At 41.3% G+C, this 24,277-nt stretch carries 22 protein-coding genes and 2 pseudogenes; 12 read left to right on the top strand and 12 right to left on the bottom strand.

What is annotated here, in order from left to right:
* Window positions 1-102 precede the first annotated feature (102 nt).
* From psaB to RMX98_RS14415, 3 genes and pseudogenes are all read left to right on the top strand, one after another.
* The gene (gene psaB / locus RMX98_RS14405) at window positions 103-2,328 is read left to right on the top strand and encodes a photosystem I core protein PsaB (RefSeq protein ID WP_322681050.1); all 2,226 of its coding nucleotides are present in this window, start codon (window positions 103-105) and stop codon (window positions 2,326-2,328) included.
* 409 nt (window positions 2,329-2,737) lie between these two features.
* Window positions 2,738-3,178: a cyanase gene (gene cynS / locus RMX98_RS14410; protein WP_322681051.1), complete on the top strand. Its 441-nt coding sequence runs from the start codon at window positions 2,738-2,740 to the stop codon at window positions 3,176-3,178.
* 9 nt (window positions 3,179-3,187) lie between these two features.
* Window positions 3,188-3,498: pseudogene (locus RMX98_RS14415) on the top strand (DNA methyltransferase); the annotation flags it as partial.
* Window positions 3,499-3,570: 72 nt separating this feature from the next.
* Here the strand turns inward: RMX98_RS14415 and RMX98_RS14420 are convergent.
* Complete coding sequence (locus RMX98_RS14420) at window positions 3,571-3,783, bottom strand: hypothetical protein (RefSeq protein ID WP_100899890.1); 213 nt, start codon at window positions 3,781-3,783, stop codon at window positions 3,571-3,573.
* Between the two features lie 722 nt (window positions 3,784-4,505).
* Here RMX98_RS14420 and RMX98_RS14425 point away from each other — a divergent pair.
* Both RMX98_RS14425 and RMX98_RS14430 read left to right on the top strand, forming a co-directional pair.
* Window positions 4,506-5,561 (top strand): SGNH/GDSL hydrolase family protein, encoded by a 1,056-nt coding sequence (locus tag RMX98_RS14425; protein WP_322681052.1) that lies wholly within the window; start codon window positions 4,506-4,508, stop codon window positions 5,559-5,561.
* A 157-nt stretch (window positions 5,562-5,718) separates the two neighbouring features.
* Complete coding sequence (locus tag RMX98_RS14430) at window positions 5,719-6,075, top strand: DUF4864 domain-containing protein (RefSeq protein ID WP_322681053.1); 357 nt, start codon at window positions 5,719-5,721, stop codon at window positions 6,073-6,075.
* A 25-nt stretch (window positions 6,076-6,100) separates the two neighbouring features.
* On the opposite strand, the gene larE is transcribed toward RMX98_RS14430, so the two are convergent.
* Window positions 6,101-6,928: an ATP-dependent sacrificial sulfur transferase LarE gene (larE, locus tag RMX98_RS14435; protein WP_322681129.1), complete on the bottom strand. Its 828-nt coding sequence runs from the start codon at window positions 6,926-6,928 to the stop codon at window positions 6,101-6,103.
* A 161-nt stretch (window positions 6,929-7,089) separates the two neighbouring features.
* Entirely contained in the window at window positions 7,090-8,934 is a 1,845-nt protein-coding gene (gene hrmK / locus RMX98_RS14440; RefSeq protein WP_322681054.1) for a hybrid histidine kinase/response regulator HrmK, read from the bottom strand.
* Between the two features lie 205 nt (window positions 8,935-9,139).
* Here hrmK and RMX98_RS14445 point away from each other — a divergent pair, with 205 nt between their 5' ends.
* Window positions 9,140-10,006: a branched-chain amino acid ABC transporter permease gene (locus RMX98_RS14445; protein ID WP_322681055.1), complete on the top strand. Its 867-nt coding sequence runs from the start codon at window positions 9,140-9,142 to the stop codon at window positions 10,004-10,006.
* 21 nt (window positions 10,007-10,027) lie between these two features.
* Here RMX98_RS14445 and RMX98_RS14450 read toward each other — a convergent pair whose 3' ends face one another.
* Together RMX98_RS14450 and lipA are read right to left on the bottom strand one after the other, a co-directional pair.
* Window positions 10,028-10,177 (bottom strand): photosystem I protein PsaX, encoded by a 150-nt coding sequence (locus tag RMX98_RS14450; protein WP_194041075.1) that lies wholly within the window; start codon window positions 10,175-10,177, stop codon window positions 10,028-10,030.
* A 214-nt stretch (window positions 10,178-10,391) separates the two neighbouring features.
* A complete protein-coding gene (lipA, locus tag RMX98_RS14455; protein WP_322681130.1) occupies window positions 10,392-11,312 on the bottom strand; it encodes a lipoyl synthase in 921 nt (306 codons plus the stop codon).
* Between the two features lie 234 nt (window positions 11,313-11,546).
* Here lipA and RMX98_RS14460 point away from each other — a divergent pair, with 234 nt between their 5' ends.
* From RMX98_RS14460 to RMX98_RS14480, 5 genes and pseudogenes are all read left to right on the top strand, one after another.
* A complete protein-coding gene (locus RMX98_RS14460) occupies window positions 11,547-12,245 on the top strand; it encodes a response regulator (protein ID WP_322681056.1) in 699 nt (232 codons plus the stop codon).
* A gap of 265 nt (window positions 12,246-12,510) precedes the next feature.
* Window positions 12,511-12,852: pseudogene (locus RMX98_RS14465) on the top strand (hypothetical protein); the annotation flags it as partial.
* A 178-nt stretch (window positions 12,853-13,030) separates the two neighbouring features.
* Window positions 13,031-14,332: a response regulator gene (locus RMX98_RS14470; RefSeq protein WP_322681057.1), complete on the top strand. Its 1,302-nt coding sequence runs from the start codon at window positions 13,031-13,033 to the stop codon at window positions 14,330-14,332.
* Between the two features lie 42 nt (window positions 14,333-14,374).
* Complete coding sequence (locus RMX98_RS14475; protein ID WP_322681058.1) at window positions 14,375-15,526, top strand: FIST signal transduction protein; 1,152 nt, start codon at window positions 14,375-14,377, stop codon at window positions 15,524-15,526.
* 6 nt (window positions 15,527-15,532) lie between these two features.
* Window positions 15,533-16,576 (top strand): sensor histidine kinase, encoded by a 1,044-nt coding sequence (locus tag RMX98_RS14480; RefSeq protein ID WP_322681059.1) that lies wholly within the window; start codon window positions 15,533-15,535, stop codon window positions 16,574-16,576.
* 372 nt (window positions 16,577-16,948) lie between these two features.
* Here RMX98_RS14480 and RMX98_RS14485 read toward each other — a convergent pair whose 3' ends face one another.
* Entirely contained in the window at window positions 16,949-18,553 is a 1,605-nt protein-coding gene (locus RMX98_RS14485) for an NAD(P)H-quinone oxidoreductase subunit N (protein ID WP_322681060.1), read from the bottom strand.
* Between the two features lie 3 nt (window positions 18,554-18,556).
* On the opposite strand from RMX98_RS14485, the gene RMX98_RS14490 reads away from it, so the two are divergent.
* A complete protein-coding gene (locus tag RMX98_RS14490; RefSeq protein WP_322681061.1) occupies window positions 18,557-18,781 on the top strand; it encodes a hypothetical protein in 225 nt (74 codons plus the stop codon).
* Window positions 18,782-18,882: 101 nt separating this feature from the next.
* Here the strand turns inward: RMX98_RS14490 and RMX98_RS14495 are convergent, their stop codons facing one another.
* The 6 genes from RMX98_RS14495 to RMX98_RS14520 form a co-directional block, all read right to left on the bottom strand.
* Window positions 18,883-19,155 (bottom strand): hypothetical protein, encoded by a 273-nt coding sequence (locus tag RMX98_RS14495; RefSeq protein WP_322681062.1) that lies wholly within the window; start codon window positions 19,153-19,155, stop codon window positions 18,883-18,885.
* 78 nt (window positions 19,156-19,233) lie between these two features.
* The gene (locus RMX98_RS14500; RefSeq protein ID WP_322681063.1) at window positions 19,234-20,292 is read right to left on the bottom strand and encodes a WD40 repeat domain-containing protein; all 1,059 of its coding nucleotides are present in this window, start codon (window positions 20,290-20,292) and stop codon (window positions 19,234-19,236) included.
* Window positions 20,293-20,389: 97 nt separating this feature from the next.
* Window positions 20,390-21,361, bottom strand: a complete 972-nt coding sequence (locus RMX98_RS14505) for a GTP-binding protein (RefSeq protein WP_322671994.1) — start codon at window positions 21,359-21,361, stop codon at window positions 20,390-20,392.
* Between the two features lie 382 nt (window positions 21,362-21,743).
* Window positions 21,744-22,658: an alpha/beta hydrolase gene (locus tag RMX98_RS14510; RefSeq protein WP_322681064.1), complete on the bottom strand. Its 915-nt coding sequence runs from the start codon at window positions 22,656-22,658 to the stop codon at window positions 21,744-21,746.
* A gap of 87 nt (window positions 22,659-22,745) precedes the next feature.
* On the bottom strand, window positions 22,746-23,186 hold the full coding sequence (locus RMX98_RS14515) for a SufE family protein (RefSeq protein ID WP_322681066.1): 441 nt from the start codon (window positions 23,184-23,186) through the stop codon (window positions 22,746-22,748).
* Window positions 23,187-23,693: 507 nt separating this feature from the next.
* Window positions 23,694-24,206 (bottom strand): RNA-binding protein, encoded by a 513-nt coding sequence (locus tag RMX98_RS14520; protein WP_322681067.1) that lies wholly within the window; start codon window positions 24,204-24,206, stop codon window positions 23,694-23,696.
* Between the last annotated feature and the right edge of the window lie 71 nt (window positions 24,207-24,277).

Genomic DNA, 24,277 nt, shown 5'->3' on the forward strand with positions numbered 1-24,277 from the left:
AGTGACTGCTGAACCCGAAGGGATTGAATCTAAAATCTAAAATTCAAAATCCAAAATTAAACTGATACTTGATGGCTAAAGGTCAGAGGATTTATTAAACCTATGGCGACGAAATTTCCGAAATTTAGCCAGGATCTCGCACAGGACCCGACAACTCGTCGGATATGGTATGCGATCGCTACAGGCAACGATTTTGAAACCCATGATGGCATGACGGAAGAAAATCTTTACCAAAAGATTTTCGCAACTCACTTCGGTCACTTGGCAATCATCTTCCTGTGGGCATCCAGCCTCCTGTTCCACGTAGCCTGGCAAGGTAACTTTGAACAGTGGATTAAAGATCCCCTTCATATCCGTCCCATCGCCCATGCGATTTGGGACCCCCACTTCGGTAAACCAGCGATCGAAGCTTTTACCCAAGCGGGCGCTAGCAATCCAGTAAACATTACCTACTCTGGTCTGTACCACTGGTGGTATACCATCGGTATGCGGAATAACGGCGAACTGTACAACGGTTCAGTTTTCTTGCTGTTATTCGCTGCTGTATTACTGTTTGCTGGTTGGCTGCACTTGCAACCCAAGTACCGTCCTAGCTTGGCATGGTTTAAGAGCGCTGAACATCGCCTAAACCACCACTTAGCAGGTTTGTTTGGTGTTAGTTCTTTGGCTTGGGCTGGTCACTTAATTCACGTTGCTATCCCCGAAGCTCGCGGACAGCACGTAGGTTGGGATAATTTCCTCAACACACCACCCCACCCCGCAGGTTTGACACCATTCTTTACAGGCAACTGGGGTGTTTACTCTCAAAACCCTGACACTCCTGGACATATATTCGGGACATCGCAAGGTGCAGGAACTGCAATTCTGAGTTTCTTGGGTGGTTTCCATCCCCAGACAGAAGCTTTGTGGCTGACTGACATAGCTCATCACCACCTAGCGATCGCAGTTTTATTCATTGTTGCTGGTCACATGTACCGGACAAACTTTGGGATTGGTCACAGTCTCAAAGAAGCCTTGAATGCCAAGAATTTCTTTGGTATTCCTGTTGAAGGGCCGTTTAACCTACCTCACCAAGGTATCTACGACACCTACAACAACTCCCTGCACTTCCAATTGGGATGGCACTTAGCAGCGTTAGGTGTTGTTACTTCCCTGGTAGCGCAGCACATGTACTCCATGCCTTCCTACGCATTTATTGCGAAGGACTACACAACTCAGGCAGCGTTGTACACGCATCACCAGTATATTGCTGGATTCCTGATGCTTGGAGCTTTTGCTCACGGAGCAATCTTCTGGGTTCGTGATTACGATCCAGAGCAAAATAAGGGCAACGTACTTGAGCGCGTGCTGAAGCACAAAGAAGCGATTATTTCCCACCTTAGCTGGGTATCCCTTTTCTTGGGCTTCCACACCCTTGGTCTGTACGTCCACAACGACGTAGTAGTTGCTTTCGGTACTCCTGAAAAGCAAATCTTGATTGAGCCAGTATTTGCTCAATTCGTCCAAGCTGCTAACGGTAAAGTACTGTACGGTTTAGATACTTTGTTATCTAACCCAGATAGTGTTGCTTACACAGCATGGCCCAACTACGCTAACGTTTGGTTGCCAGGTTGGTTAGATGCCATCAATGCTGGTACTAACTCCTTGTTCTTGACAATTGGCCCTGGCGATTTCTTGGTACACCATGCGATCGCTTTAGGTCTGCACACCACCACCTTGATCTTGGTCAAAGGTGCTTTGGATGCGCGTGGTTCTAAGCTGATGCCCGATAAAAAGGACTTCGGTTATGCCTTCCCTTGCGACGGCCCTGGTCGTGGCGGTACTTGCGACATCTCAGGTTGGGATTCCTTCTACCTTGCTGCGTTCTGGATGCTGAACACCCTTGGTTGGGTTACATTCTACTGGCATTGGAAACATCTAGGTATTTGGCAAGGCAACGTAGCTCAGTTCAATGAGAACTCTACATATCTCATGGGCTGGTTCCGCGATTACCTCTGGGCTAACTCTGCTCAGTTGATTAACGGTTACAACCCTTACGGCGTGAATAACCTGTCTGTCTGGGCTTGGATGTTCTTGTTTGGACACCTAGTTTGGGCGACTGGCTTCATGTTCTTAATCTCCTGGAGAGGTTACTGGCAAGAGTTGATTGAAACCCTTGTTTGGGCACACGAACGCACTCCTCTAGCTAACCTAGTTCGCTGGAAAGACAAGCCCGTTGCTCTGTCTATCGTTCAAGGTCGTGTAGTTGGTCTAGCTCACTTCACTGTTGGCTACATCGTTACTTACGCCGCGTTCTTGATTGCTTCTACTGCTGGTAAGTTCGGTTAATTCGGCTGCTAGTTTTGTAGGTAAGTAATAAAAATCCCCTGCCGCAAGGTGGGGGATTTTTTCATTTTTGATTACTTTTTCTACTTTTTTGGGAACTCTAAAGCATAAATACTTTAGTGTACGAAATATAAAATTCGTAGAATCTTTTATACAAGTTATTTTATCTCTCTCTGATGAAGGGAGAAAAACTATGTTTCGATTTATCAGAGCCTTCAACCAATGACTTAATGCGACTTGCTCAGACTGGTGGAGCCTTTCAATTTATTAACTATGAACCAGACATATACTCACTAAAAGATGGATAATCTATCTAAAAAGAAAGCGATGTCTACGACAGGCGGTTCCTGAGCGCAGCCGAAGGGCTACGCCTAAAATTAACTTTAATACAATTCACTATAGGAGTTATCAGGTGTCTATTTCCGAAATTACTCAAAAGCTATTAGCCGCGAAAGAAGAGAAAAAACTAAGCTTTGCCGATTTGGAAAAAGTTCTCGGACGTGATGAAGTATGGATTGCTGCTTTATTCTACCGTCAAGCTAGTGCTTCCGAGGAAGAAGCTAAGTTATTAGTTGAAGCATTGGGGTTAGATACTAGTTATGTTAAAGAATTGACTGGATATCCTGTAAAAGGATTAGGCCCGGTTGTACCAACCGACCCACTAATTTATCGTTTCTACGAGATTATGCAAGTTTATGGTTTCCCCATCAAAGAAGTAATTCAAGAAAAGTTTGGTGACGGGATTATGAGTGCCATTGACTTTACATTAGATATAGAAAAAGAAGAAGACCCCAAAGGCGATCGCGTTAAAATCATTATGTCTGGCAAATTTTTACCATACAAAAAGTGGTAGCATTCAGTTGATAAATTCCAAAAGGATAACCAGGGTGCAATTTTGCCAAATCTACTAAAAATTGCTAATACTGAAAATCTAATAACACTTATTTACGACGCTGCAAAGCAACAGAAATTAAACCCCATCCAACGCGTTTTCCTCAAGGGGTGGCCGAGTTATTCATCAAATTCTTAACTGATGAAGGTGATATGGTATTACATCCATTTGCAGGTTCTAATACAATCGGCTTTGTTGCTGAAACTCTGCAACGCCGATGGATATCTTTTGAAATTAATGAGCATTATATAATGGGAAGTCGTTATCGATTTAGCCAATAACCAAATTAAGTAAAGAGTGAGAGCAAGAAGTTAAAATTTATAACTTATAAATCTTAACTCATAACTACTCACTCAAATTTCTCCATTCACCTGCATTTGATGAACTTGATCGGCTAGCTCTTGACGACCTTGATCGTCTAGTTTGTCAATAGCTAACATCCCCATGAGAATAACTTCTTTCAGGGTCAAACGTGTAGAATGTGCCTGTTTTTGCACAATCTCCTTAATAATGGGACTGACACCAATTGCTGTACTAGCTCTAGCCACGGAATAAAAGGAAAACACTAATGATTCAGCCTAAATCTTAGCACTTCAATGAGGCTATTCTCTAGAAGTAAAACTTAATTTAAATGTGTTTCAACTCATACTCCAATGAGTAAACATAAATTTTAAATTACGTATAGTAAATTCTCAAATTTTTAGTATGGCAAACTTGATTCTTGCTCATTGAGGACCCACCATCGTATGATATCAATATTCTCAACAGTTAAACTTTAGCTATTCCTCTTTGATAACTGAGGTATTTACACTGCTCAATTTCACATAGAAAAGTGAAAAATGTAGAAGTGAAGCGGCTTGTCGTCAGACATCACCTCTCGATCTACCAAACTCTCATGCGATCGCCACAATTTACTGAAATCTAGAAATCTAAAATATTATGATTATTTAATCAAAAGCAAAAACTTCTCTCCTGAAGATCCTCAAAAATCACTCACTAATCGCCGATGCCAATACTTACAATGTTTTTGACAACTGAGTAATAAAAAGTGGTCGGCAGATAAAACCAGTGCTTTCAGTAAAAGTATTCTCACAAAAAAGATTTGTATACCACAGGGAAAACCGTACTTTAAAGAGATCGTAAATTGTCAAATATAATATCGTGAACACGCTTTACAGAACTACACAGTGTAAATAAGAATAGTAGATTAACCGAAGTAAAATTTTCCTGAATACAGGCAACTAATCCTGTGATATGGAAAAGCAGTGAGTAGAGGAGAGAGAAAGCGATGAGGGACCCTTATCTGTTGGCAGCAGGCTTGTTAACAGGATTAGCAATACCAGCATCGGCTCTTCCACATCTGTCGATTGTCCTGCCAGAAAATTCTAGATTCCTGTGGGATTTAAAACAGGGTTCGCAGGCAATAATCAGTACAAAAATTATCAAGAGCGTTGATCTCTCCTTACCAGAACTCAGTGGCCAAGCGTTCCAACCCCTAAAAAGTTCGCAGCTACCAGTAGTTGAGAAAAACGTCACTAGCGTACCAGAATTCAGTAGTCAGGGATTACCAGCCTCAACAGAGTCATCACTCAACCCCAGCGCCCAAGCAACTAGCCTCTTATTGACATCTGGGAATCAGCTTTACTACCAAAGATTGGCCGCTCTGAAAACAGGTCAGATTTATACACGCGTAGATAGTGATAATTTGCAATCATTGTGGGAGTCGATCAAAAAACGTCAGCTAACTTATGACGACTGGAAAAGTTTATTAGCTTTAGAAGCTAGAGCGATCGCTCAAGGTCAAGGTGCAAATCATCTAAGTATTTTAGTTGGTGATTCTTTGAGCATGTGGTTTCCAAGAGAAAAACTGCCTGCTGGTAAATTGTGGCTAAATCAAGGCATATCTGGAGATACTTCCAGTGGCGTTTTAAAAAGATTGGGGGCATTTTCGGCAACGCGGCCGGATGTGATTTACGTCATGGCTGGGATTAACGACTTACGGAAAGGCGCTAGTGATGAAACAATTTTGCATAATTATCGCCGGATTGTTCGTCGTTTACGGCAGACTCACCCAAAAGCTCAAATCATTGTCCAATCAATTTTGCCTACTCGCCTAGCAAAACTTTCCAACAGCCGTATTCGTCACATCAACACCCAATTAACCATGATTGCCAAAGAAGAAGGTGCTAATTATCTAAATATTTATAGCTGGTTTACGGATATGGAAGGCAATATGCGCCCAGAGTTGACTACTGACGGGTTGCACCTGTCTCAAGAGGGATATGATGTGTGGCGATCGGCACTACAACAGATCGAATACAAGCTCACTCAGCGCCAGAAGTGAGCGATCGCTGCAAATGTTGGCAAAGCGATGTCTACGATGGTCACTGAATCTCGACTCACTTCGACGCCGCTCAGTGCAAGTCGCTCGATTTCCGCGCAGTCGTTCGCGGAGCGTCTCGTAGAGAAGTGCGGGCTGCGCCTACGCAATTTTTTAATTTATGGAAGTTACTGATACCGATGCCATCAATATACGTTCTGTAATTGAATACCAATTGGCAGCTTTTAAAAATGATGATGCCCAAAGCGCTTTTTCTTTCGCTAGTCCCGCAATTCAAGCGCAATTCGGAACCGCAGAAAATTTTATGCAGATGGTTAAGACAAGCTACCCAGCAGTATACCGTCCTCGGTCTGTCTTTTTTGAGAAAATAACAACCATCCAAGGAAATATAACTCAACCAGTGCTGCTACTTGCTCCTGATGGAGTTCCTCTGAGGGCTTTATATTTCATGGAAAAACAGCCCGATCATATCTGGAGGATTAACGGTTGCTTTCTAGTTTCTCTAGAAGGGAAATAAACTCTATCTGTATACAACTAAAATTTTATACTTTAACGCCCAAGGCTTCCCTATTTAAAACTTGATTCAACTTACCGCTACGATAACCTTCTAAATCTAAAGTTACATAGATAAATCCAAAATCTTGAAATGCCGAAACTAAAGTTTGTAAATCGTTAGTCAACACAAACTCTTTAATTTGTTCTGGTGGTAATTCAATACGTGCTGTATCGCCTTCTGATCGCACACGCAAATTCTGCCAACCTAGTTTTCGTAGATAAATTTCTCCTCTACCGACTCGTTGCAACTTAGCGACAGTAATCTCTTCACCGTAAGGAAACCGGGAACTGAGGCAAGGTTGAGCAGGTTTATCCCACCAAGGTAAACCGAGTTGTTGCGAAAGTTGGCGAACTTCAACTTTAGTGATACCCACTTCGGCTAAAGGCGATCGCGCCCCTCTTTCTTTAGCCGCTTGAATTCCTGGGCGATAATCATGCAAATCATCGGCATTCACTCCATCCACCACATAAGGATAACCCAGTTCTAAAGCTAAAGGTTTGAGAGTGTCGTGCAACTCACTTTTGCAAAAATAACAGCGATTAACAGGGTTAGAAGTGTAATTGGGATTTTCCATCTCGTGAGTCTGGACGATTTTATGAGGAATCCCAATTGTTGCAGCTTGAATTTTCGCGTCTTCCAATTCTTCTGGTAATAGCGAAGCAGAAACAGCCGTGACAGCTAAAGCGCGATCGCCCAACACATCATAAGCAATTTTGGCAACCAAAGTACTATCAACGCCCCCAGAGTAGGCAATCAACGCCTGCTCCATTTCTTGAAATAAGGCTCTTAATTGCTCAAATTTTTCTGTCAGCATCATTTCCTAATCCTGCCAAAACCCTATAGCACCCAACAATTTCTATTGTAGTCATTACTTTTGAGGCATGGGGCATGGGGCATGGGGCATGGGCTATTAGTTATTTCTTCCCCTGCTTCCCCTGCTCCCCCTGCCTCCCCTGCTCCCTCATCCCCTACTCCCTACTCCCCATCAACCGAAGTTGGTGCTTTACTGTACTTAGCCACCAGACTGGCTAAAAGTGGTAAATCAATTGGCTTAGAAATATAGTCATTTACTCCAGCAGCTAGACAGATTTCGCGATCGCCTTTCATTGCCATTGCTGTTTGAACAATTACCGGAATCGTCCGATATTGCTCATGTTCTCGCAGTTGTTGCACCAAGTTCAGACCATTTCCATCTGCCAAAGAAACATCCATTAAAATCAACGCTGGGTCTAACTGTGTTAAAGCTTCCCACATTTCAGTAGCCTTCTTAACCCAAGTCACCTGATATCCCAAGTTACGTAGATAAATTTGCATCAAATTAGCGTTGGGTAAATCATTTTCTACCAGCAAAATCTCTACAGACGAGCTAGGCGTGAAAGCCAAAGGAAATGAAGAAAATTTTGCTTCCTCTGCTTCCCCTGCTTCCTCTGCTCCCCCCACTCCTACTTCTTGCTTAAAAGGAAGTACGAGGGTAAAACGGGAGCCATGATCTACTTCAGATTCCACCTTCACAGAACCACCGTGAATTTGGGCGAGTTTTCGAGTCACTGCTAAACCCAAACCAGTACCTTCAACACTATCAGCTACAGCCTTGGCAATTTGGAAATAGGGTTCAAACAGTTGAATTTGGTCTTCTTGGGAAATGCCACTGCCAGTATCCCAAACTGTAAAATGCACAAATCCACCTTTGAGAGCAACTCGTAGTCCAACACTTCCAATACTTGTAAACTTTAAGGCGTTGAAGAGTAAATTCAACAGCATTTGCTTGAGCCGTAAGGGGTCAGCTACTAAAGTTGTAATATCGGGTTCAAGTTCTAAGCACAGTTTCAAACCCTTATTAGCGGCTTTTTCTTTCACCAGTGCCAAAACATTGCTACATAGCAGTGGTACATCTACTGCTTCCCACTGTACTTCTAGCTGATTTGCTTCAATTTTAGAGAGATCCAAAATATCATTGATTAAAGCTAGTAAGTGCTTGCCGCTAGACCGAATGATACTTAAATACTCTTGCTGGCGTTCTCTAGTTGGTTCGTACCCTGGAGCTAAAAGCAGATGAGTAAACCCAATAATAGAACTAAGCGGTGTACGAATTTCGTGACTAGTGTTTGCCAAAAACTGATTTTTGAGTTGATTTGTGCGCTCCAATTCTTGATTAGAATTACTTAACTGTTGATACTGTTGCTGCCAAGATAGGATGTGTCTAAGCTGTGCCAAAGCTGTAATACAGTACTTGGCACATCTTGCCATCAATTGCGATCTAAGTTGAGCTTGTGATTCTATGAGCGATTCACGATCAGAGTTTAGAGAAGCTACGGCGATAATTAGCCAGCCCATGACATTACCAGAATCATCAGCTAACCGCCAAGCACTCGGTAGTTGTTGATTCTCAAGGTGTTGTAAATCTTCGAGTTTTATGACCTCTTGCAATCTTAACAGCAGCTTTTTTTCTGCTGTCAGCACTTCTAGAAATAAAGGTTGTGAGTTTGAGAATGGAGAATGAGAAACATAGCAAACTGTAGCAACAGCTTCTTGTGGTTGAAACAGAGCAATGCCTACGGCACAATCTGTAACCGCCAGATTACTGCTGTGAATAGCACTGTTGATTTCGTTAACCACAGTTTGGAAAATTTCCGCTTGTGCGGCTTCTGCCTGTGGGACAGTCTGACAAGCAGAAAGTAGGCAATCATTAAGGCGACTTTGCAACTGGTTTAAGCTGCTCTCCAGCCACAGCTGTGCGCGAAGTTGCTCAATTGTTGTCAAAAGTTTTGGCGTTGCATCTATATGTGAGTTCTGGTCTGATAAGCTTGAGTACTGCTGCATGGTCAACTAGACCGCCGAACAAGTTTAGCTTCGCATAAAAATCCGAACCGGATTTTATGTATATTAGCCGACAATTCTTTTTTATTTATAAACCATAACTTATGTTGTTATAAACCATAACTTATGATGTGGAATTTAGCAGCTAAACCAAAAAAATTATTGGATGAACTGCTGACCTAAAATTTTTAAAAGCAACTTCAGACTTATGGACGCACAATTCGCCCAGCTAATGGTTAATGGGATTGCGGTGGGGAGCATTATTGCTCTAGCGGCAGTCGGACTTACTCTTACTTATGGAATTTTACGGTTATCTAACTTTGCTCATGGTGATTTTCTAACTTTAGGAGCCTATCTGACTTGGCTGATAAACACCATTGGAGTCAATATTTGGCTGTCGATGATCCTAGCGGCGGCGGGAACAGTAGCAGCAATGCTGTTATCAGAAAAGTTACTGTGGTCAAAGATGCGCTCTATCCGTGCTACTTCCACTACGCTAATTATTATTTCTATCGGGCTTGCCTTATTTCTTCGCAATGGGATTATTTTGATCTGGGGTGGCAAGAACCAAAATTATAATTTACCTGTTACTCCGGCTTTAGATATTTTGGGTTTAAAGATACCGCAAAATCAATTATTGGTATTAGGGTTAGCGGTGCTAGCAATTTTGGCGCTGCATTATCTGCTGCAAAATACCAAAATTGGTAAGGCGATGCGAGCAGTTGCTGACGATCTGGACTTAGCCAGGGTTTCAGGTATTAATGTTGACCGAGTAATTTTCTGGACTTGGCTAATTGCTGGCACTCTGACATCACTGGGCGGCAGTATGTATGGGTTAATTACAGCCGTGCGCCCAAATATGGGATGGTTTTTAATTTTACCATTATTCACCTCAGTAATACTTGGTGGTATTGGCAATCCCTACGGTGCGATCGCAGCAGCTTTTATTATTGGCATCGTCCAAGAAATCAGCACTCCTTGGCTGGGTTCGCAGTATAAACAGGGTGTAGCACTGTTAATTATGATTTTGGTGCTGCTCATTCGTCCCAAAGGTTTATTCAAAGGAACGATTTGAGCAGCACCATTCCACTTCTAATTATTCAATAATGTGGAAATACCAGGCTGCTACCAGGAAATTGATAGCTAACAAGAATATTGCCCAGCCTGTGCGATAGGCGTAGGGAGGTTTAGCTCCACTGTCGGCAACTGGTAAATCTGCAGGATTCTTCGTTGTTTTAGAGGTCATAATCCGATTCTCCTAATGTCATGACTTTTTAAGAAATACCAAACTGGCGTACCAAATACCCAAATTCTTTAAGAATATTTGTGTGAATTTGGAAATTGGGAATTGGGAATTGGGCATTAGGGATTGGGGAAAGACTTACTGTAACTTCTCTTCTTCTCCCTCATCTCCCTCATCTCCCCCATCTCCCCCTGCTCCCTGCCCCCTGCCCTGCCCCCTACTCTTCACTCCCCACTCCCTCCTCTCCAGCATGATAGGAACTGCGAACCAGAGGCCCAGAACGAACATGGTTAAATCCCATTTCCCATGCTAATCTGCCGAGTCGATCGAATTCCTCTGGAGTCCAATATTTTTGGACTGGCAGATGTTCTAAAGATGGACGCATATACTGCCCGATAGTCAAGCGATCGCACCCCACAGTCCTTAAATCAGCCATTGCTTCAACGACTTCATCAACTGTTTCTCCGTGTCCCAGCATCAAACCTGATTTGGTGGGAATTGTCGAATCGATTTCTTTAACCGTAGCTAGTACCGAGAGCGAGCGATCGTATTTAGCTCCCCGGCGCACTGGCCCAGTTAACCGCCGCACTGTCTCAATATTGTGATTGAAACAAGCTGGTTTGGCTTTGACAATCATCCCTATTCGTTGACGTTGACCTGATTCGCCAACACCAGCACCACCCCAAAAATCGGGGGTCAGCACTTCAATTTGAGTCTCTGGGTTCAATTGGCGAATAGTCGCGATCGTCTCCACAAAGTGCCTTGCACCCTGATCGGCTAAGTCATCACGGGCTACAGAAGTCAGCACCACATAACGCAATCCCAAAAGCTGCACTGCCTGGGCTACCTTTTGGGGTTCCTCTAAATCAAGAGGCATCGGTGCATGACCTTTATCTACTTGACAGAAAGCACAAGAGCGTGTGCAAGTAGGCCCCATTAACAAGAAAGTTGCAGTTTTTTGGGCATAGCACTCTCCCCGGTTAGGACAGCGACCTTCTTCGCAAATCGTGTGAATTTGGCGCTGCTTAATAATACGTTGTACGGTAGAGATTTCACTGGCTTTGCCAATCGGGCGACGTAACCAGCTAGGCATTGCCGTAATTTCAGACTTTAGGTCGGCTTGTTGTGACGAAATCATAGACATCCAAGCAAGATGCGGATATAGATGTACTGGCCTGTCGGTTAAATATCACCATGACACAAATTGAAAAGAGCGCGAACAAAAGTTTTGCAAAACACCTCTAGCAATGTCATTTATACCGAAATATACTATCCCCCAATTGCTAGAAATTTTGTATATAGTGGGAGGATTCTCAAGGACAATCGGCAAAGCCGCTATTTACACTTAAAGTTTCGGTTAGAGCAAACAGTCGTGGCAAGCAACAAGATTTTAGTTATCGATGACACTACAGTTGTCAGGGTAAAAGTACGAGAAATGTTGCCTCCGGGCAATTTTGAGGTACTGGAAGCAAAAGATGGTTTGGAAGGACTAAATTTTATCCTTCAGGAAAAACTCAGCCTGATTATGCTGGATTTCCTGTTGCCTAAAATGAGTGGCTGGGAGGTTTTCCAAAAAGTTCAAGCCGATCCTGAATTAAGGAAAATTCCTTTGGTGATCATGTCTGGTCGCAAAGAAGAGGTGACGGAAAAAATCACAGAACCCTTTGAATACTTTGAATTTCTGGGCAAGCCTTTCGATCAAAAGCAACTAATTAGCGCGATTAAGTTAGCTATGACCAAGGCGAAACAGCCACGCCCAGAACTAGTTTCAGTAGGAGCAACGGTTGCTGTCAAAAATGGCGCAGTTGCAACACTAGAAGTAGCAACTGCTACGGTAGCCGTCCCTAGCGCCGCAAATACTGCGATGCCTACAGCGCCAAGCAACGCAACTCTTAGTGTTGCTGCTGCGATGCCTACGGCGGCAAGCAACGCAACTCCTAGCACCGGGGGAGTCTCCGACGCTGAAATCAATGCGTTGAATGAGAAAATTGCCAAAATGCAAGCAGAAATTGATGGTTTGAAGAAACAGCTAACTCAAGTTGTGACTTTTATTAAACAAAAAATCAAGTAGTATTTGTGCTCGTTATTATTATCGCAGCCAAAAATACACCGTTTCTAATAACGGGTGTCCGATTAAAAGCGGGTAAAAATAGTTAGTTCAAAAACACTTATGTTGACAAATCATTGTTGACAGCAAAATTCAATAATAGGAAATTACAACATATAGGGGCAATTCATGGATTGCCCCTATATGTTGTAATTTTGCGTAAGTTTTATAGATGCATAAAATTTATTTTAAAGTTTACCAAAGCGGCGTTTTACCCGATATTGTTTAACTCCTCACCGGACACTTACCCTTCACCATCAAAGATCCGATGGAGTTAGTTTATTCTCACATTCCTAAACAATTCCTAAAAGCCAGCCTAATTAACTTCAAATATTCCACTAATTTTATTTGACATCATCAGCAAGCTAATGGCAAAAAATACCGAAGACCGCTATCAGAGTGCTTTGAGTTTAAAGCATGGCTTCGAGGTGGATCAAAGTCAGTGGCAAGAAACAGGAAATATTACACCCTTAGAATTAGGCGTAAGAGACATTTCAGATTAGACCGTTTCGTAATTCCTGAAAAACTCTATGATCGCCAAAGTAAAGTTGAAACCCTACTTGCTGCTTTTATTTGGTGTGAGAATGTTGCTGTTATCAAAGTTTTTGGGAACTATAGGATTGTCAGACTAGAAGGAAAGTCAGTCATTCCGTCGATGAAATAGAGGTGAATTAGCTGCGATCGCAGAGCAATAGTGGATAAATAACAAGAAGTTAAATTAATTTAAATACATGAATTATAAGCCAGGAATGAAAATACTTGATCAACCAGAGGATAATTTGATTTTAGTGGTAGATGATACCACTACAAATTTAGAAATTGTATTTGATATTTTAACTAATGTAGGCTTTAAAGTTATTACAGAAAATGATGCAACAAGGGCAATCCAGCTTGTTGAAGATAAATTGCCTGATTTAATTTTGTTAGATGTAATGATGCCAGTCATGGATGGATTTGAAGCCTGTAGAATGCTGAAAGAAAATCCCCTAACCTGTGATGTTCCAGTAATGTTTATGACAGCCAATTCTGATACTGATAGTAAAGTAAAAGGTTTAAATATAGGGGCGGTTGATTACATTACTAAACCTTTTCATGAAGAAGAATTATTAGCTAGAATTAAAACCCATCTTCAATTACGAAATCTCACCAAAACTTTAGAAAGACGGGTTGCAGAAAGGACAGCAGCGTTGTCTAAAGCATTAAAAGACTTACAAGAGTCTCAACTTCAGCTTGTGCAAACCGAAAAAATGTCTGCCCTTGGTCAATTAGTAGCAGGAGTTGCTCATGAAATTAATAATCCAGTTGGTTTTATTCATGGCAATCTCGGACACGCTTCAGTATATTTTCAAGACATGATTAACTTGATTGATCTCTATCAGCAGCACTATCCTAATCCGTTTCCAGAAATTCAAGAGGAAATTGCAGCGATAGATTTGAAGTATATCCTTACCGATCTACCTAACTTAATTTCCTCAATGAAAGAGGGTGTTCAGCGCATTCGTGACATTAGTACCAGTCTGAGAACCTTTTCTCGCTCAGATAGCGATCGCAAAGTTTCTTGCAACATTCATGATGGCATCGATAGTACAATCATGATTCTCAAACACCGATTCAAAGCATCTGAGGAGCGTCCTGATATTCAAATAATTAAAGATTACCATAACTTGCCAGAGTTAGAATGCTTTATCGGACAGCTAAATCAAGTATTTATGAATTTGCTAGCTAATGCTATTGATGCTTTAGAGGAGTCTAATATAGGACGTACTTATATAGAAATTGAAGCAAATCCCAATCAAGTTTTAATTCAGACTAGCCTTACTGAAGATAAAAATCATATATTGATTCGGATTAAAGATAATGGCTTGGGAATGTCAGATGATGTCCAGAAAAAAATATTTGACCATTTATTCACCACCAAGTCTGTGGGTAAAGGTACAGGATTAGGATTATCAATTGCCCGTCAAATTGTTGTCGAAAAACATGGGGGAACTCTGGAGGTAAATTCAACATTAGGACAAGGTTCAGAGTTTATCATCAAGCTTCCTATTTAATAATCATAGTAAATTGCGTTTATAAACATAATAGATAAATTTATGTTCAAGGCAGTAGTAGGTCACAGTAACGATCCAGATTCGCTATCAGCAATTGAAGAAATTCTTCAGCAATGTGTCAGATCTCTTGCAAGAGATATACCAAAAGCTGGAATTCTTTTTGCTGCAATTGACTTTGAACATTCTCTAATTTTGCAGCAAATTTATCAGGCTTTTCCAGAAATTGAGTTGATTGGTGGAACAACAGATGGAGAAATTTCTTCAGTTTTAGATTTTCAGCAAGACTCAATTACTTTGATGTTGTTTTGCTCAGACGAAGTTGAAATTCATGCAGGAGTTGGACGCAAAGTTTCAGATAATCCAATTACTGCAACTAAACAAGCTGTAGAGCAAGCCAAAGCAAAAAGTAGCGCACCTCCAAAGCTATGCTTAACTCATCCAGAGAGCCTTACAACTAGTGGTGTTTCTATATTGAATGGCTTAAAGCTAGCTCTTGGTCAATATGTGCCAATATTCGGTGGTTTAGCAGGCGATCAGTCAAGATATCAAAATACATATCAATTTTTTCAAACAGAAGTATTAAGTGATTCTGTACCAATTCTGCTTTTTTCCGGCACAATATTGTTTTCCCACGGTGTTGCGAGTGGTTGGCATCCTATCGGTCAAAAAAGCAAAGTCACTAAGGTAGATAAGAACATACTCTATGAAATAGATGATAAGCCAGCTTTAGACTTTTATCAACATTATCTAGGTTTGCTTCCTCCTTCAATGGAATATCCGCTAGCAGTCTTTGATCAGAATGGAGATAATTTTTATATAAGGGCACCTATTTCTTACAATCAAGAATCTGGTAGCATCACTTTTTTTGGAGATATTCCCGATCAGGCAATTATTCAAATCTCAGAAGCAGCTTATGAAGATATTCTGGCAGCTTCCAAAGCTTCATTCATGAATGCCTTAGAGAATTATCCCAGTGCAGAACCAAGTGCTGTTTTGTTTTTTTCATGTGTAGCCCGTCGGCAAATACTTGGTATGAAGGCACAAAAAGAATACCAGAATACGAAACTTTGTCTGACTGATTATTTACCAGCCTGTGGATTTTATTCTTATGGAGAGATTGCTCCTATAGATCGAATTAGCCAGACACAATTTCATAATGAAACGTTTGTAACTTTAGTTTTAGGAACTCGGTAAAAGTTGATGGAAATCGTAAATTATCAGCAAGAAATTAAGGAATTAAAAAAAGCGAATAGAATTCTCCAAAAAAAATTGGATCGCTCTGAATCCGACCGGATAAAGCTCGAAGATATAAATAAAAAAAAAGAATCCTTACTCAAGAAAGTAATTGATGAATTAAAGGACTATCAAAAAAATTTAGAAGAAAGAAGCTATGAACTAGAAACGATGCTTTTTAATCTTCAAATAATGCAGAATAAAATGTCTACTTTAGGAAGTCTTGTTGCGGATGTAGCTCACGAAATTAATAACCCAGTTGGCTTTATAGCAGGTAATCTGACTCCGGCTAAAGAGTATATTCAGAATTTATTACATCTCCTCGACCTCTATCAGCAAACCTATCCTAAAGCATCTGAGCAAATTCAAGAAACAATCAAAGTGATTGATCTAGAATATGTGCGCGAGGATCTACCTAAATTAATTTCCTCAATGAGAGAAGGTACAGATCGTATTTCCAACATTAGCAACAGCTTGCGAACTTTCTCTAGAGCAGATACAGAACAAAAAGTTCTATTTAATCTTCATGAAGGTATTAACAGTACTCTTTCCATTCTTAAGCATCGTTTGAAAGCTAATAAGATTCGTCCTGCTATTCAAGTAGTTCAGGATTACAGCGAAATTCCTCTAATAAAATGCTTCCCAGGGCAACTAAATCAGGTATTTATGAATTTATTGGCAAATGCTATTGATGCCTTAGAAGAGTCTAACTCTGGGCTGACTTTTAATGATATTAAAGCAAATCCCAATCAAATTACAATTCATACTGCCCTAATTAAAGATACAAATCATGCCTTGATTCGGATTAAAGATAATGGGGTGGGAATATCGGTTGATGTTCAGCAAAAAATGTTTGACCATTTATTCACGACCAAAGCTGTAGGAAAAGGAACAGGATTAGGATTATCAATTGCCTATCAAATAATTGTCCAAAAACATAAAGGAACTCTAGAAGTAAATTCTGTGTTAGGAAAAGGTTCTGAGTTTATAATCACTATTCCTATTTATTAAACTAGCAAATAACAAAATTTTATAATTATTCTTATCAAAATAAATATTCATATCACAATCCGATTTGATTTCTGTTCGCGCAGATTGGCGTAGTCATACTTATTTTTATAGGAGGCAATAGGCAATAGTCAGGAAGCTTCTTTGAGTTGTAATAAATTTTTTCATAAATAAAATATGATTTCTATAGTAGCAAATTATAGTAATGTAATAATTCGTAGTTTCTAGTTTGTAATTCAGGTTTCAAAGTAAAAAATTTTGTTTTTAATATAAATTTTAAATTTAATTTAAAGTTAAAATATATGACAAACGCCTGTCTGCGTATTAGCAAACAGGCGTGTATCTGAATACAAACTTTGCTTGAGATTCAGGCTATTAAATCTTCGCAGTAGAATCAGCTGAAGGTTGAGACTGACTAACCGAATCTAACTTTGGTAAAAGCAGTGGATTTTCTGCTTTTACATTAGTGTTGATTGTTGCTTGCAAAATTGGGGTATTGGAGATGGAATTGTTCGCCAATGTAAACAGTGGATTTGACAAAATCCCTGCTATGGAAGTGGCAATTAATGTTACCACTAATCCCACCTGCAAAGGTCTTAGCCCAGGCAAATCCCAGCGCACTTGTGGATAATTCTTCACCGCGTCGGACATTTCATGGGGTTCTTTAACTACCATCATCTTGACTACACGAATGTAATAGTAGATGGAGACGACGGTGGTAACTAAGCCCAGCAAGACTAACCAATAAAGACCTGCTTGCCAACCAGCCCAGAATAAGTAAATCTTGCCGAAAAACCCAGCCAGTGGTGGAATACCACCCAAGGAAAGCAGGGAGATGCTTAACCCCAGTGTTAAGAGTGGGTCTTTTTGATATAAACCAGAGTACTCGGCAATCTGGTCGGTTCCTGTGCGTAGTGAGAACAGGATGATGCAGGTAAAGCCGCACAAGTTCATGAACAGGTAAACCAGTAAGTAGAATATCATACTGGCATAGCCTGCCTGAGTACCAGCAATCAAGCCAATCATCACAAACCCAGCTTGGGCAATGGATGAATAAGCTAGCATCCGTTTCATACTGGTTTGGGCTAGGGCGACTACGTTACCCAAGATCATGCTGAGAACGGCTAGAGCTGTGAAGACAAACCTCCACTCGTCAGCAACAAGGGGGAAGGCTGTTGTCAGCAAACGGATAGCTAAGGCAAACCCAGCCGCTTTGGAACCGACAGATAAAAAGGCGATGACTGGGGTGGGAGCGCCTTCGTAAACGTCTGGTGTCCACTGGTGGAAGGGTGCGGCGGAGATTTTGAAGCCAATACCTGCGATCGCAAAAACCAGGGCAATCACTAAACCTAAAGATTGTCCCACTTTTGCTGTGGCAATGCCATTAGCGATCGCACTAAGTTCGGTTTGTCCTCCAGATAGTCCATACAGCAGTGATACACCGTACAAAAATATTGCTGTGCTGGAAGCTCCAATTAACAAGTATTTCAGCGCCGCTTCGTTGGAACGGGGGTCACGCTTGGTATAACCTGTTAACAAATAAGAGGAGATACTCAGGGTTTCTAGGGAGATGAAAATCATCACCAATTCACTAGCCCCGGATAAAAACATCCCTCCTAAAGTAGCACTCAGCAAAATAGCGATAAATTCTGCTAAAGCGGTGCCGCTTTGCTCAACGTAGCGAATTGACATCAGTATAGTCGCGATCGCAGACAAGGCAATAATACCGCGAAAGACGATACTCAGGTCATCACTGTTAAAGCTACCAGTAAAACCGATGGGACTAGAAGAGTCCCATTGAAAATATAGGGCGACAATCGAAGCAAATAAACCTGCGATCGCTAGATATCCAATCCAGCGTCCAGATGTACGCCCCAAAATCAAATCAACAATCAAAACCCCCAAGAGGGTGAGAATAACAATCCCCTCTGGTAAAATCGTTCCAGCGTTTAGCTGGGATGCAATATTAGCAAAATCCATGAGATGTATAGGTTTTGGGGATTAGACATTAAGGCTAACTCTGTTCACTCTAGCAAGTTTTCTAATCCCCAGACTAGCTCTTTTAACAAGAGCTTAACAGCTTGGGTGCAGATGGCGATTGCACCAACTTCACCGACTTACCAGCAGCTTTCTCAGTATTTAGGAATTTACCTAACAGCTTTCCTACCTCGTTTTTCAGGCGTGACCTTTAGCGAATATGATAAATAATTATGCTGCAACCGATGCGATCGCCACGTACAAAAAGCTTATAAAATTAATAAGGGCACAGCAATGCTGTGCCCCGAAAATATTCATAACTCCTAACTTTATCAAAAACCGACAGATGGCAGCTTGCCTTGTAACGACTGAAATTTAGCTTGAACACAGTTGGCACAATTGCAACCGAGTTTATCAGTAATCGGATGGGATGTTTGAGTAAATTTTGGTGTTACCAGATCGGGAATTTGTTGTGTAGATACTACCGTCGTAATTTGGGTAGCATAAGCAGATTTAAGGCTAGATGCGTTTGCTGGATTGACTACCAGCAGTATGGATACCAGAAATGCAGGACAGGCAAGTAAAATCAGTTTGACTATGTTCATAATTCACACGAAGATAGCTTTGCTGATACAGCATAGCTAATAAATTGCCCAGCTTCAATTTTAATTACCAAGTATTGTTTAACTACGCCCGAATCCTTGACCCCGCAAAACCTTTGACCAAACGACTAATTCGCCCTGTTCACCGCCTGCGGCCAGTAACTTGCCTTGGGGATGCCAAGCTAGGGTAGAAAATCCTGCTGAGACACCTGTGATAATTTGGGATACTTCCTTAGCTTTGTTCCACAAACATAACCAGCCATCAGCAGCAGCAGAAGCGAGAAGGAAGCTTTTGGGTGCAAAGGCGATTGCATTGATCACACCCACATGATTAGTTAAAACTCGCGCTTCCCAACCTAAATTATCATCCTCTAGCTTTTCCCACACCACAATACCTTCAACGCTGGAGGATGCGAGTATTGGCGCACCCACTTTAGTCATAGCTTCTGACCATGCCAATTGGCGAATTTTACCAGGGAACCCACGCATCACCCAAGGATCAGGGTTGTTCCATTCTAAAACGGTAACGCTACGATCCATGTTGCCAGAAGCGAGGAATTTGCCATCGGGCGACCAAGCCATAGCTAAACTGACAGTAGTCATATCTAGGTTGTATGGTTCTTCATCCCAGTTTTGACTATGCCAAATTTTGACTCCCTTATAACCACTAATGGCTAAGTATTCTCCATCAATGCGCCAATCTATACCCAATACTGAAGAGTTATCAAAATTCAGCGTCACGACAACTTCACGAGTATCTGCATCCCAGACTTGAACGTAACGCCCCAAACTAAAAGCGAGTTGGTTACTGGTGTAATTCCAAGCTAACTTATCAACCCATGCAGGGGCATTTTCCAACGTAGCGATTAATTTACTATCCCGCCAAATTTTCACCTGTCCATCTTGTCCGCCAACGGCTAAAAATTTTCCATCTGGTGAAAAAGCTAGACAGTCTACTGATTTACCGTTACCAGTTTGTAAGGTTGTGAGTTCGCTATCATTCCACAGAACTACTTCACCGGCGGCGGAAGTTGCTGCTAAAGTTTGACCTTGTGGCGACCAAGCGATCGCAGTTACATAATCTGAAAGTGTCCCCGAATAGTATTGTTCAAATTCCTTAGATTTGGTTGTAGAGTTCATATTTATTAGGTACTGGGGAATAGAGACTAGGGACTGGGGCTGGGGACTAGGAAGTAAATTTTTCCCAATACCCAATCCCCAGTCCCCAATCCCCTATTTAAGCTAAACAAGCGAGAAAATCTTGCTTTAGTTGGGCTGCATCAAGATTGCGACCAATGAAGACTAGTTCGTTTTTGGGAGTTTCGCTTGGTTTCCAGGGGCGATCGGGTTTGCCATCGAATATCATGTGTACTCCTTGGAATACAAATCGATTATCTTCTCCAGCAATATTTAAAATGCCTTTCATCCGAAAGATATCGGGGCCTTGGGTACGTAGTAACTCCGAAAGCCAAGCGTTTAATTTTTCTCCATCAACTGCACCTGCTTCTACTAAAGCCACAGAATAAACAGTTTCATCGTGTACGTGGGCATCTTCGCCTAAAAAATCTGGATCGATTTCTAATGCGCGTTCTAAATCAAAGGCTTTTACACCCAACAAAGCATCCATCCCTAGTTCAGAATTTTGAGTACGGTAGATTTTTGCGATCGCATTCATCGCCCGAATCCGTTTTTCTAATTCATTCAACTCTTCTGGCGCTACTAAATCTGTTTTATTAAGTAAAATTACATCGGCAAAAGCAATCTGTTCTTGGGCTTCGTCTGCATCCCAGTGCTGCCAAATGTGCTTGGCATCTACAACTGTCACCACTGCATCGAGAGACAGTTGACTTTGCAAATCTTCATCAACAAAAAATGTCTGAATCACTGGCGCAGGATCGGCTAATCCAGTTGTTTCAATTACTAAATGGTCAAATTTATCGCGCCGCTTCATCAAATTGCCAATGATGCGAATTAAATCGCCGCGCACTGTACAACAGATACAGCCATTATTCATTTCAAAAATTTCTTCATCTGCATCGATAATCAATTGATTATCAATACCCACTTCCCCAAATTCATTAACAATCACAGCAACTTTTTTGCCGTGTTCGTAGGTGAGGATGTGATTGAGTAGAGTCGTTTTACCTGCTCCCAAATAGCCAGTCAGAACAGTAACGGGAACTGAATTGTTGATTACGTCAGCCACCATACTCTAAATTCCTCTTGTCTCACCTTATGGATAATCATTTTCGCCTATGATAAATCTTTTTATATTTTTGTGCTAAATTGCTATTTTTTGGATTTCAGCAAAATAATCACATAATTTAATCACAAAACATTTTCTTTTTATGCATCTGTAATAAGTAATAAATATTCATAAGTTGGGGTAGCTAGTAGGAATATTGCATACAAGCCAACCCATCTTGCGGGAAATCGCAGGTTAATACCTTAACATTTTTGCAATTAATGATAATCATTATCACATAAAAGTTATACTTTGGTGGAGACTTCCCTACTAACGTTCGCAAAGAAGACTTAAAGCCTCTCTCCTACGAGGCTACAGTGTACACACAGCCTCTTGGTGTAAAGATTTAATTTTCTGGGTATAACAAAAAATCTTGAACTGCTTCTAAAACAACTGCTGGATATTCTTCATGCAGTCCCAAAGAACCAGGAATTACAACGCTTTTCACTCCTGGTAAGGCTACCAAAGCGTTCATTTCTTCTCGTGATTTTGGGGGACTGGATTCCCCAATTACTACCATGAGCGGTACGGTTAAAGACTGCACAAGTTCTAAAAAATCAGATTGTTCGTGTACAGCATCGAGATTACCAGTTACAAAGGCAGCAGAAGCAAATCGTGCTCCTGGTTGTTGAGTTGTGTGCCACTTTTTATCAATGAAACTGGGTGTAATTTTAGCCGCGTCAGTAAAGACATGACGACGGTACATAAAACTTAAGAAAGATGGGCTAGTGTTGAGTTTGTAGAGAGCTTGACCAAGTATAGGCGATCGCACCAATTCTCTCACAAAACCAGCTATCTGTTGACTTGCCCCCATTGTCGGCAAAGGCCCACGCCAAGTAGGAGCTAACAACAAAATTCGTGAGAAAGTAGCAGGTTGTTTGATAGCTAATTTTAAAACGTAACTAGCAGCATGACCAGCCGCCACCACAGTAATGGGAGTATTAAAAATAGCTTTGACAAAATCTTCCAGAAATTGCTGATATATTTCTGGTCGATAATTCAAACTAGGGCGAGAAGATTCACCAAAACCTGGCCAGTCTATGGCTACAACTTGAAAATTGGGAGCTAGTAACTTGGCAAGTTCGCCGACTTCCAAACGCGTTGAAACACTGCTGAAAGATGGTAGTAGCAATAGCGGTGAACCTTTACCAAGGGTTTCATAAACAACGCGCAATTGCTGATTTTCCCAATTCCAGAGATATTCTTGAACTACTCCACCAAAGCCAGTAGCAACAGAGGTAGATAATAAATTTGTTGACATGACACTAAATTTTGGTAGTTACACATTGTTTGTGATTTGTCAGTTGTCCTTTGTCCTTTGCAAATGACCAATGACTTATGACCAAGTTTAGCTAGGTAAATCTAACTTACATTCCAACGCTTTTTTTTGCATTGTTTTAAAAATGTTGTAAAATCCATTAGCGCGGGATGGCGTGAGGCTAACATTTAAGCCTGTTTCTTGAATAAAATCTGGGGTAAGTTGGACAATCTCACTTGGCGTTAGTCCCTGCAATCCTTCAACCAGAAGTCCAACTAATCCTTTAGTTAACTGGGAATCGGAATCGCCCTGAAACACAACCTTACCGTCATCCAAGGCTGCTGTGATATAAACTTGAGACACGCAACCAGGAACTTTATTTTCAGGTAATTTATCAGCTTCTGGGAACTCATTGAGCTTCTGAGCATACCAGATTAGCTGTTCGTAGCGCCGCTTCGGTTCGGAAGCGCGTTGAAAGCGCTGGACAATTTTAGCAAGCGCAGGTGGCAAAGAATCTAGAGTTGAGGACATAAACAGAAGCTGAAAACGATCGCTATCTCCTTGAGTGTAGATTATCTTGAAAGCGATGCCTACGGTAAATGCTCGCCTACGCGCCTCCGGTTCTCTTGGTATATCAGCTAGCTATAACTTGATAAATCTAGACAATTACTGCGTAGGCGCAGCCCGCCGTAGGCATCGCATCCCCCTTGTCCAGGTTTTCTAATGCGTCTAATCACAAAAACTTAATTTTATTCTAAGTAAAAAAATTATTACTTTGTAGCATATTCTCTGCGTGCCTCTGCGCTACGCCAGTTGCTACAACGCGGGGAACCCGCGCAACGCACTGGCTTACCTTTGCGTCCCTCTGCGTTGAAATTTCAACCCTCAATTCTCCACGATTCGACAACTCGATGCCTACACACTTACAAAATTAGCTGCAAGTAGATTAAACCAAGCAGCTAGATAATTATCAATAATTAAAAATTAAAAATCAAAAAAAATTCTGATTTTTAATTTTTAATTTCTCTCCCTTAAGGATTAATTCGTAGTTTGTGCAGCTAGCATCTGCTTCAGCTTTTCTAATTCCGAAGCCCAACGAGGATCTGGACGAATAGCGTCTGAATCGGTAGTTGTTGTTGTGCTGTTTTCGCGGGAACCTCCGCCACCGCTTCCACGACGAGGCTTTTTAGAGCTTTTCTCACGACGGCTACCTTCTCTGTTGGGGCTAGGAGTCGGGGTACTATTACTAGTACTAGCAATAACTGGTTTAGGAGCTTGCTCGTCGCCCTCTTCACCCTTTGTCCGAGGTAATGCCTTCTCTAGCTTAATGGGAGTATCTTTGAACATCTGACCATTATACTTTTCAATAATTTCGTCAGCTTGTTCGTCATTGTTGACTGTAAGAAAACCGAAACCACGGCATTTGCCAGTTTTGCGGTCTTTAATTAATTTAGTAGTTACAGCATCACCTTCTGCTGCAAAAACGGCTTGCAGATCTTGACGATCTATTTCATCTTTAGGCAAATTACCTATATATAGGCGAACGGACATGAACTATACCTCCAGAGTTGAATGAACATGGCAAGGCAAGAAAACAATCACTTAGCTTTGGCTTTTAAATA

It is taken from the genome of Nostoc sp. DedQUE02, assembly GCF_034531035.1.
Lineage (GTDB): Bacteria > Cyanobacteriota > Cyanobacteriia > Cyanobacteriales > Nostocaceae > Nostoc.

Coding starts and splice junctions, on each gene's coding strand:
- RMX98_RS14470 (WP_322681057.1), top strand. CDS start 13,031: ATGAAAATACTTGATCAACCAGAGGATAATTTGATTTTAGTGGTAGAT.
- lipA (WP_322681130.1), bottom strand. CDS start 11,312: ATGATTTCGTCACAACAAGCCGACCTAAAGTCTGAAATTACGGCAATG.
- larE (WP_322681129.1), bottom strand. CDS start 6,928: ATGCTGACAGAAAAATTTGAGCAATTAAGAGCCTTATTTCAAGAAATG.
- RMX98_RS14490 (WP_322681061.1), top strand. CDS start 18,557: ATGTATAGGTTTTGGGGATTAGACATTAAGGCTAACTCTGTTCACTCT.
- psaB (WP_322681050.1), top strand. CDS start 103: ATGGCGACGAAATTTCCGAAATTTAGCCAGGATCTCGCACAGGACCCG.
- RMX98_RS14515 (WP_322681066.1), bottom strand. CDS start 23,186: ATGTCCTCAACTCTAGATTCTTTGCCACCTGCGCTTGCTAAAATTGTC.
- RMX98_RS14520 (WP_322681067.1), bottom strand. CDS start 24,206: ATGTCCGTTCGCCTATATATAGGTAATTTGCCTAAAGATGAAATAGAT.
- RMX98_RS14480 (WP_322681059.1), top strand. CDS start 15,533: ATGGAAATCGTAAATTATCAGCAAGAAATTAAGGAATTAAAAAAAGCG.
- RMX98_RS14505 (WP_322671994.1), bottom strand. CDS start 21,361: ATGGTGGCTGACGTAATCAACAATTCAGTTCCCGTTACTGTTCTGACT.
- RMX98_RS14485 (WP_322681060.1), bottom strand. CDS start 18,553: ATGGATTTTGCTAATATTGCATCCCAGCTAAACGCTGGAACGATTTTA.
- RMX98_RS14450 (WP_194041075.1), bottom strand. CDS start 10,177: ATGACCTCTAAAACAACGAAGAATCCTGCAGATTTACCAGTTGCCGAC.
- RMX98_RS14430 (WP_322681053.1), top strand. CDS start 5,719: ATGGAAGTTACTGATACCGATGCCATCAATATACGTTCTGTAATTGAA.
- hrmK (WP_322681054.1), bottom strand. CDS start 8,934: ATGCAGCAGTACTCAAGCTTATCAGACCAGAACTCACATATAGATGCA.
- RMX98_RS14495 (WP_322681062.1), bottom strand. CDS start 19,155: ATGAACATAGTCAAACTGATTTTACTTGCCTGTCCTGCATTTCTGGTA.
- RMX98_RS14425 (WP_322681052.1), top strand. CDS start 4,506: ATGAGGGACCCTTATCTGTTGGCAGCAGGCTTGTTAACAGGATTAGCA.
- RMX98_RS14500 (WP_322681063.1), bottom strand. CDS start 20,292: ATGAACTCTACAACCAAATCTAAGGAATTTGAACAATACTATTCGGGG.
- RMX98_RS14445 (WP_322681055.1), top strand. CDS start 9,140: ATGGACGCACAATTCGCCCAGCTAATGGTTAATGGGATTGCGGTGGGG.
- RMX98_RS14510 (WP_322681064.1), bottom strand. CDS start 22,658: ATGTCAACAAATTTATTATCTACCTCTGTTGCTACTGGCTTTGGTGGA.
- RMX98_RS14475 (WP_322681058.1), top strand. CDS start 14,375: ATGTTCAAGGCAGTAGTAGGTCACAGTAACGATCCAGATTCGCTATCA.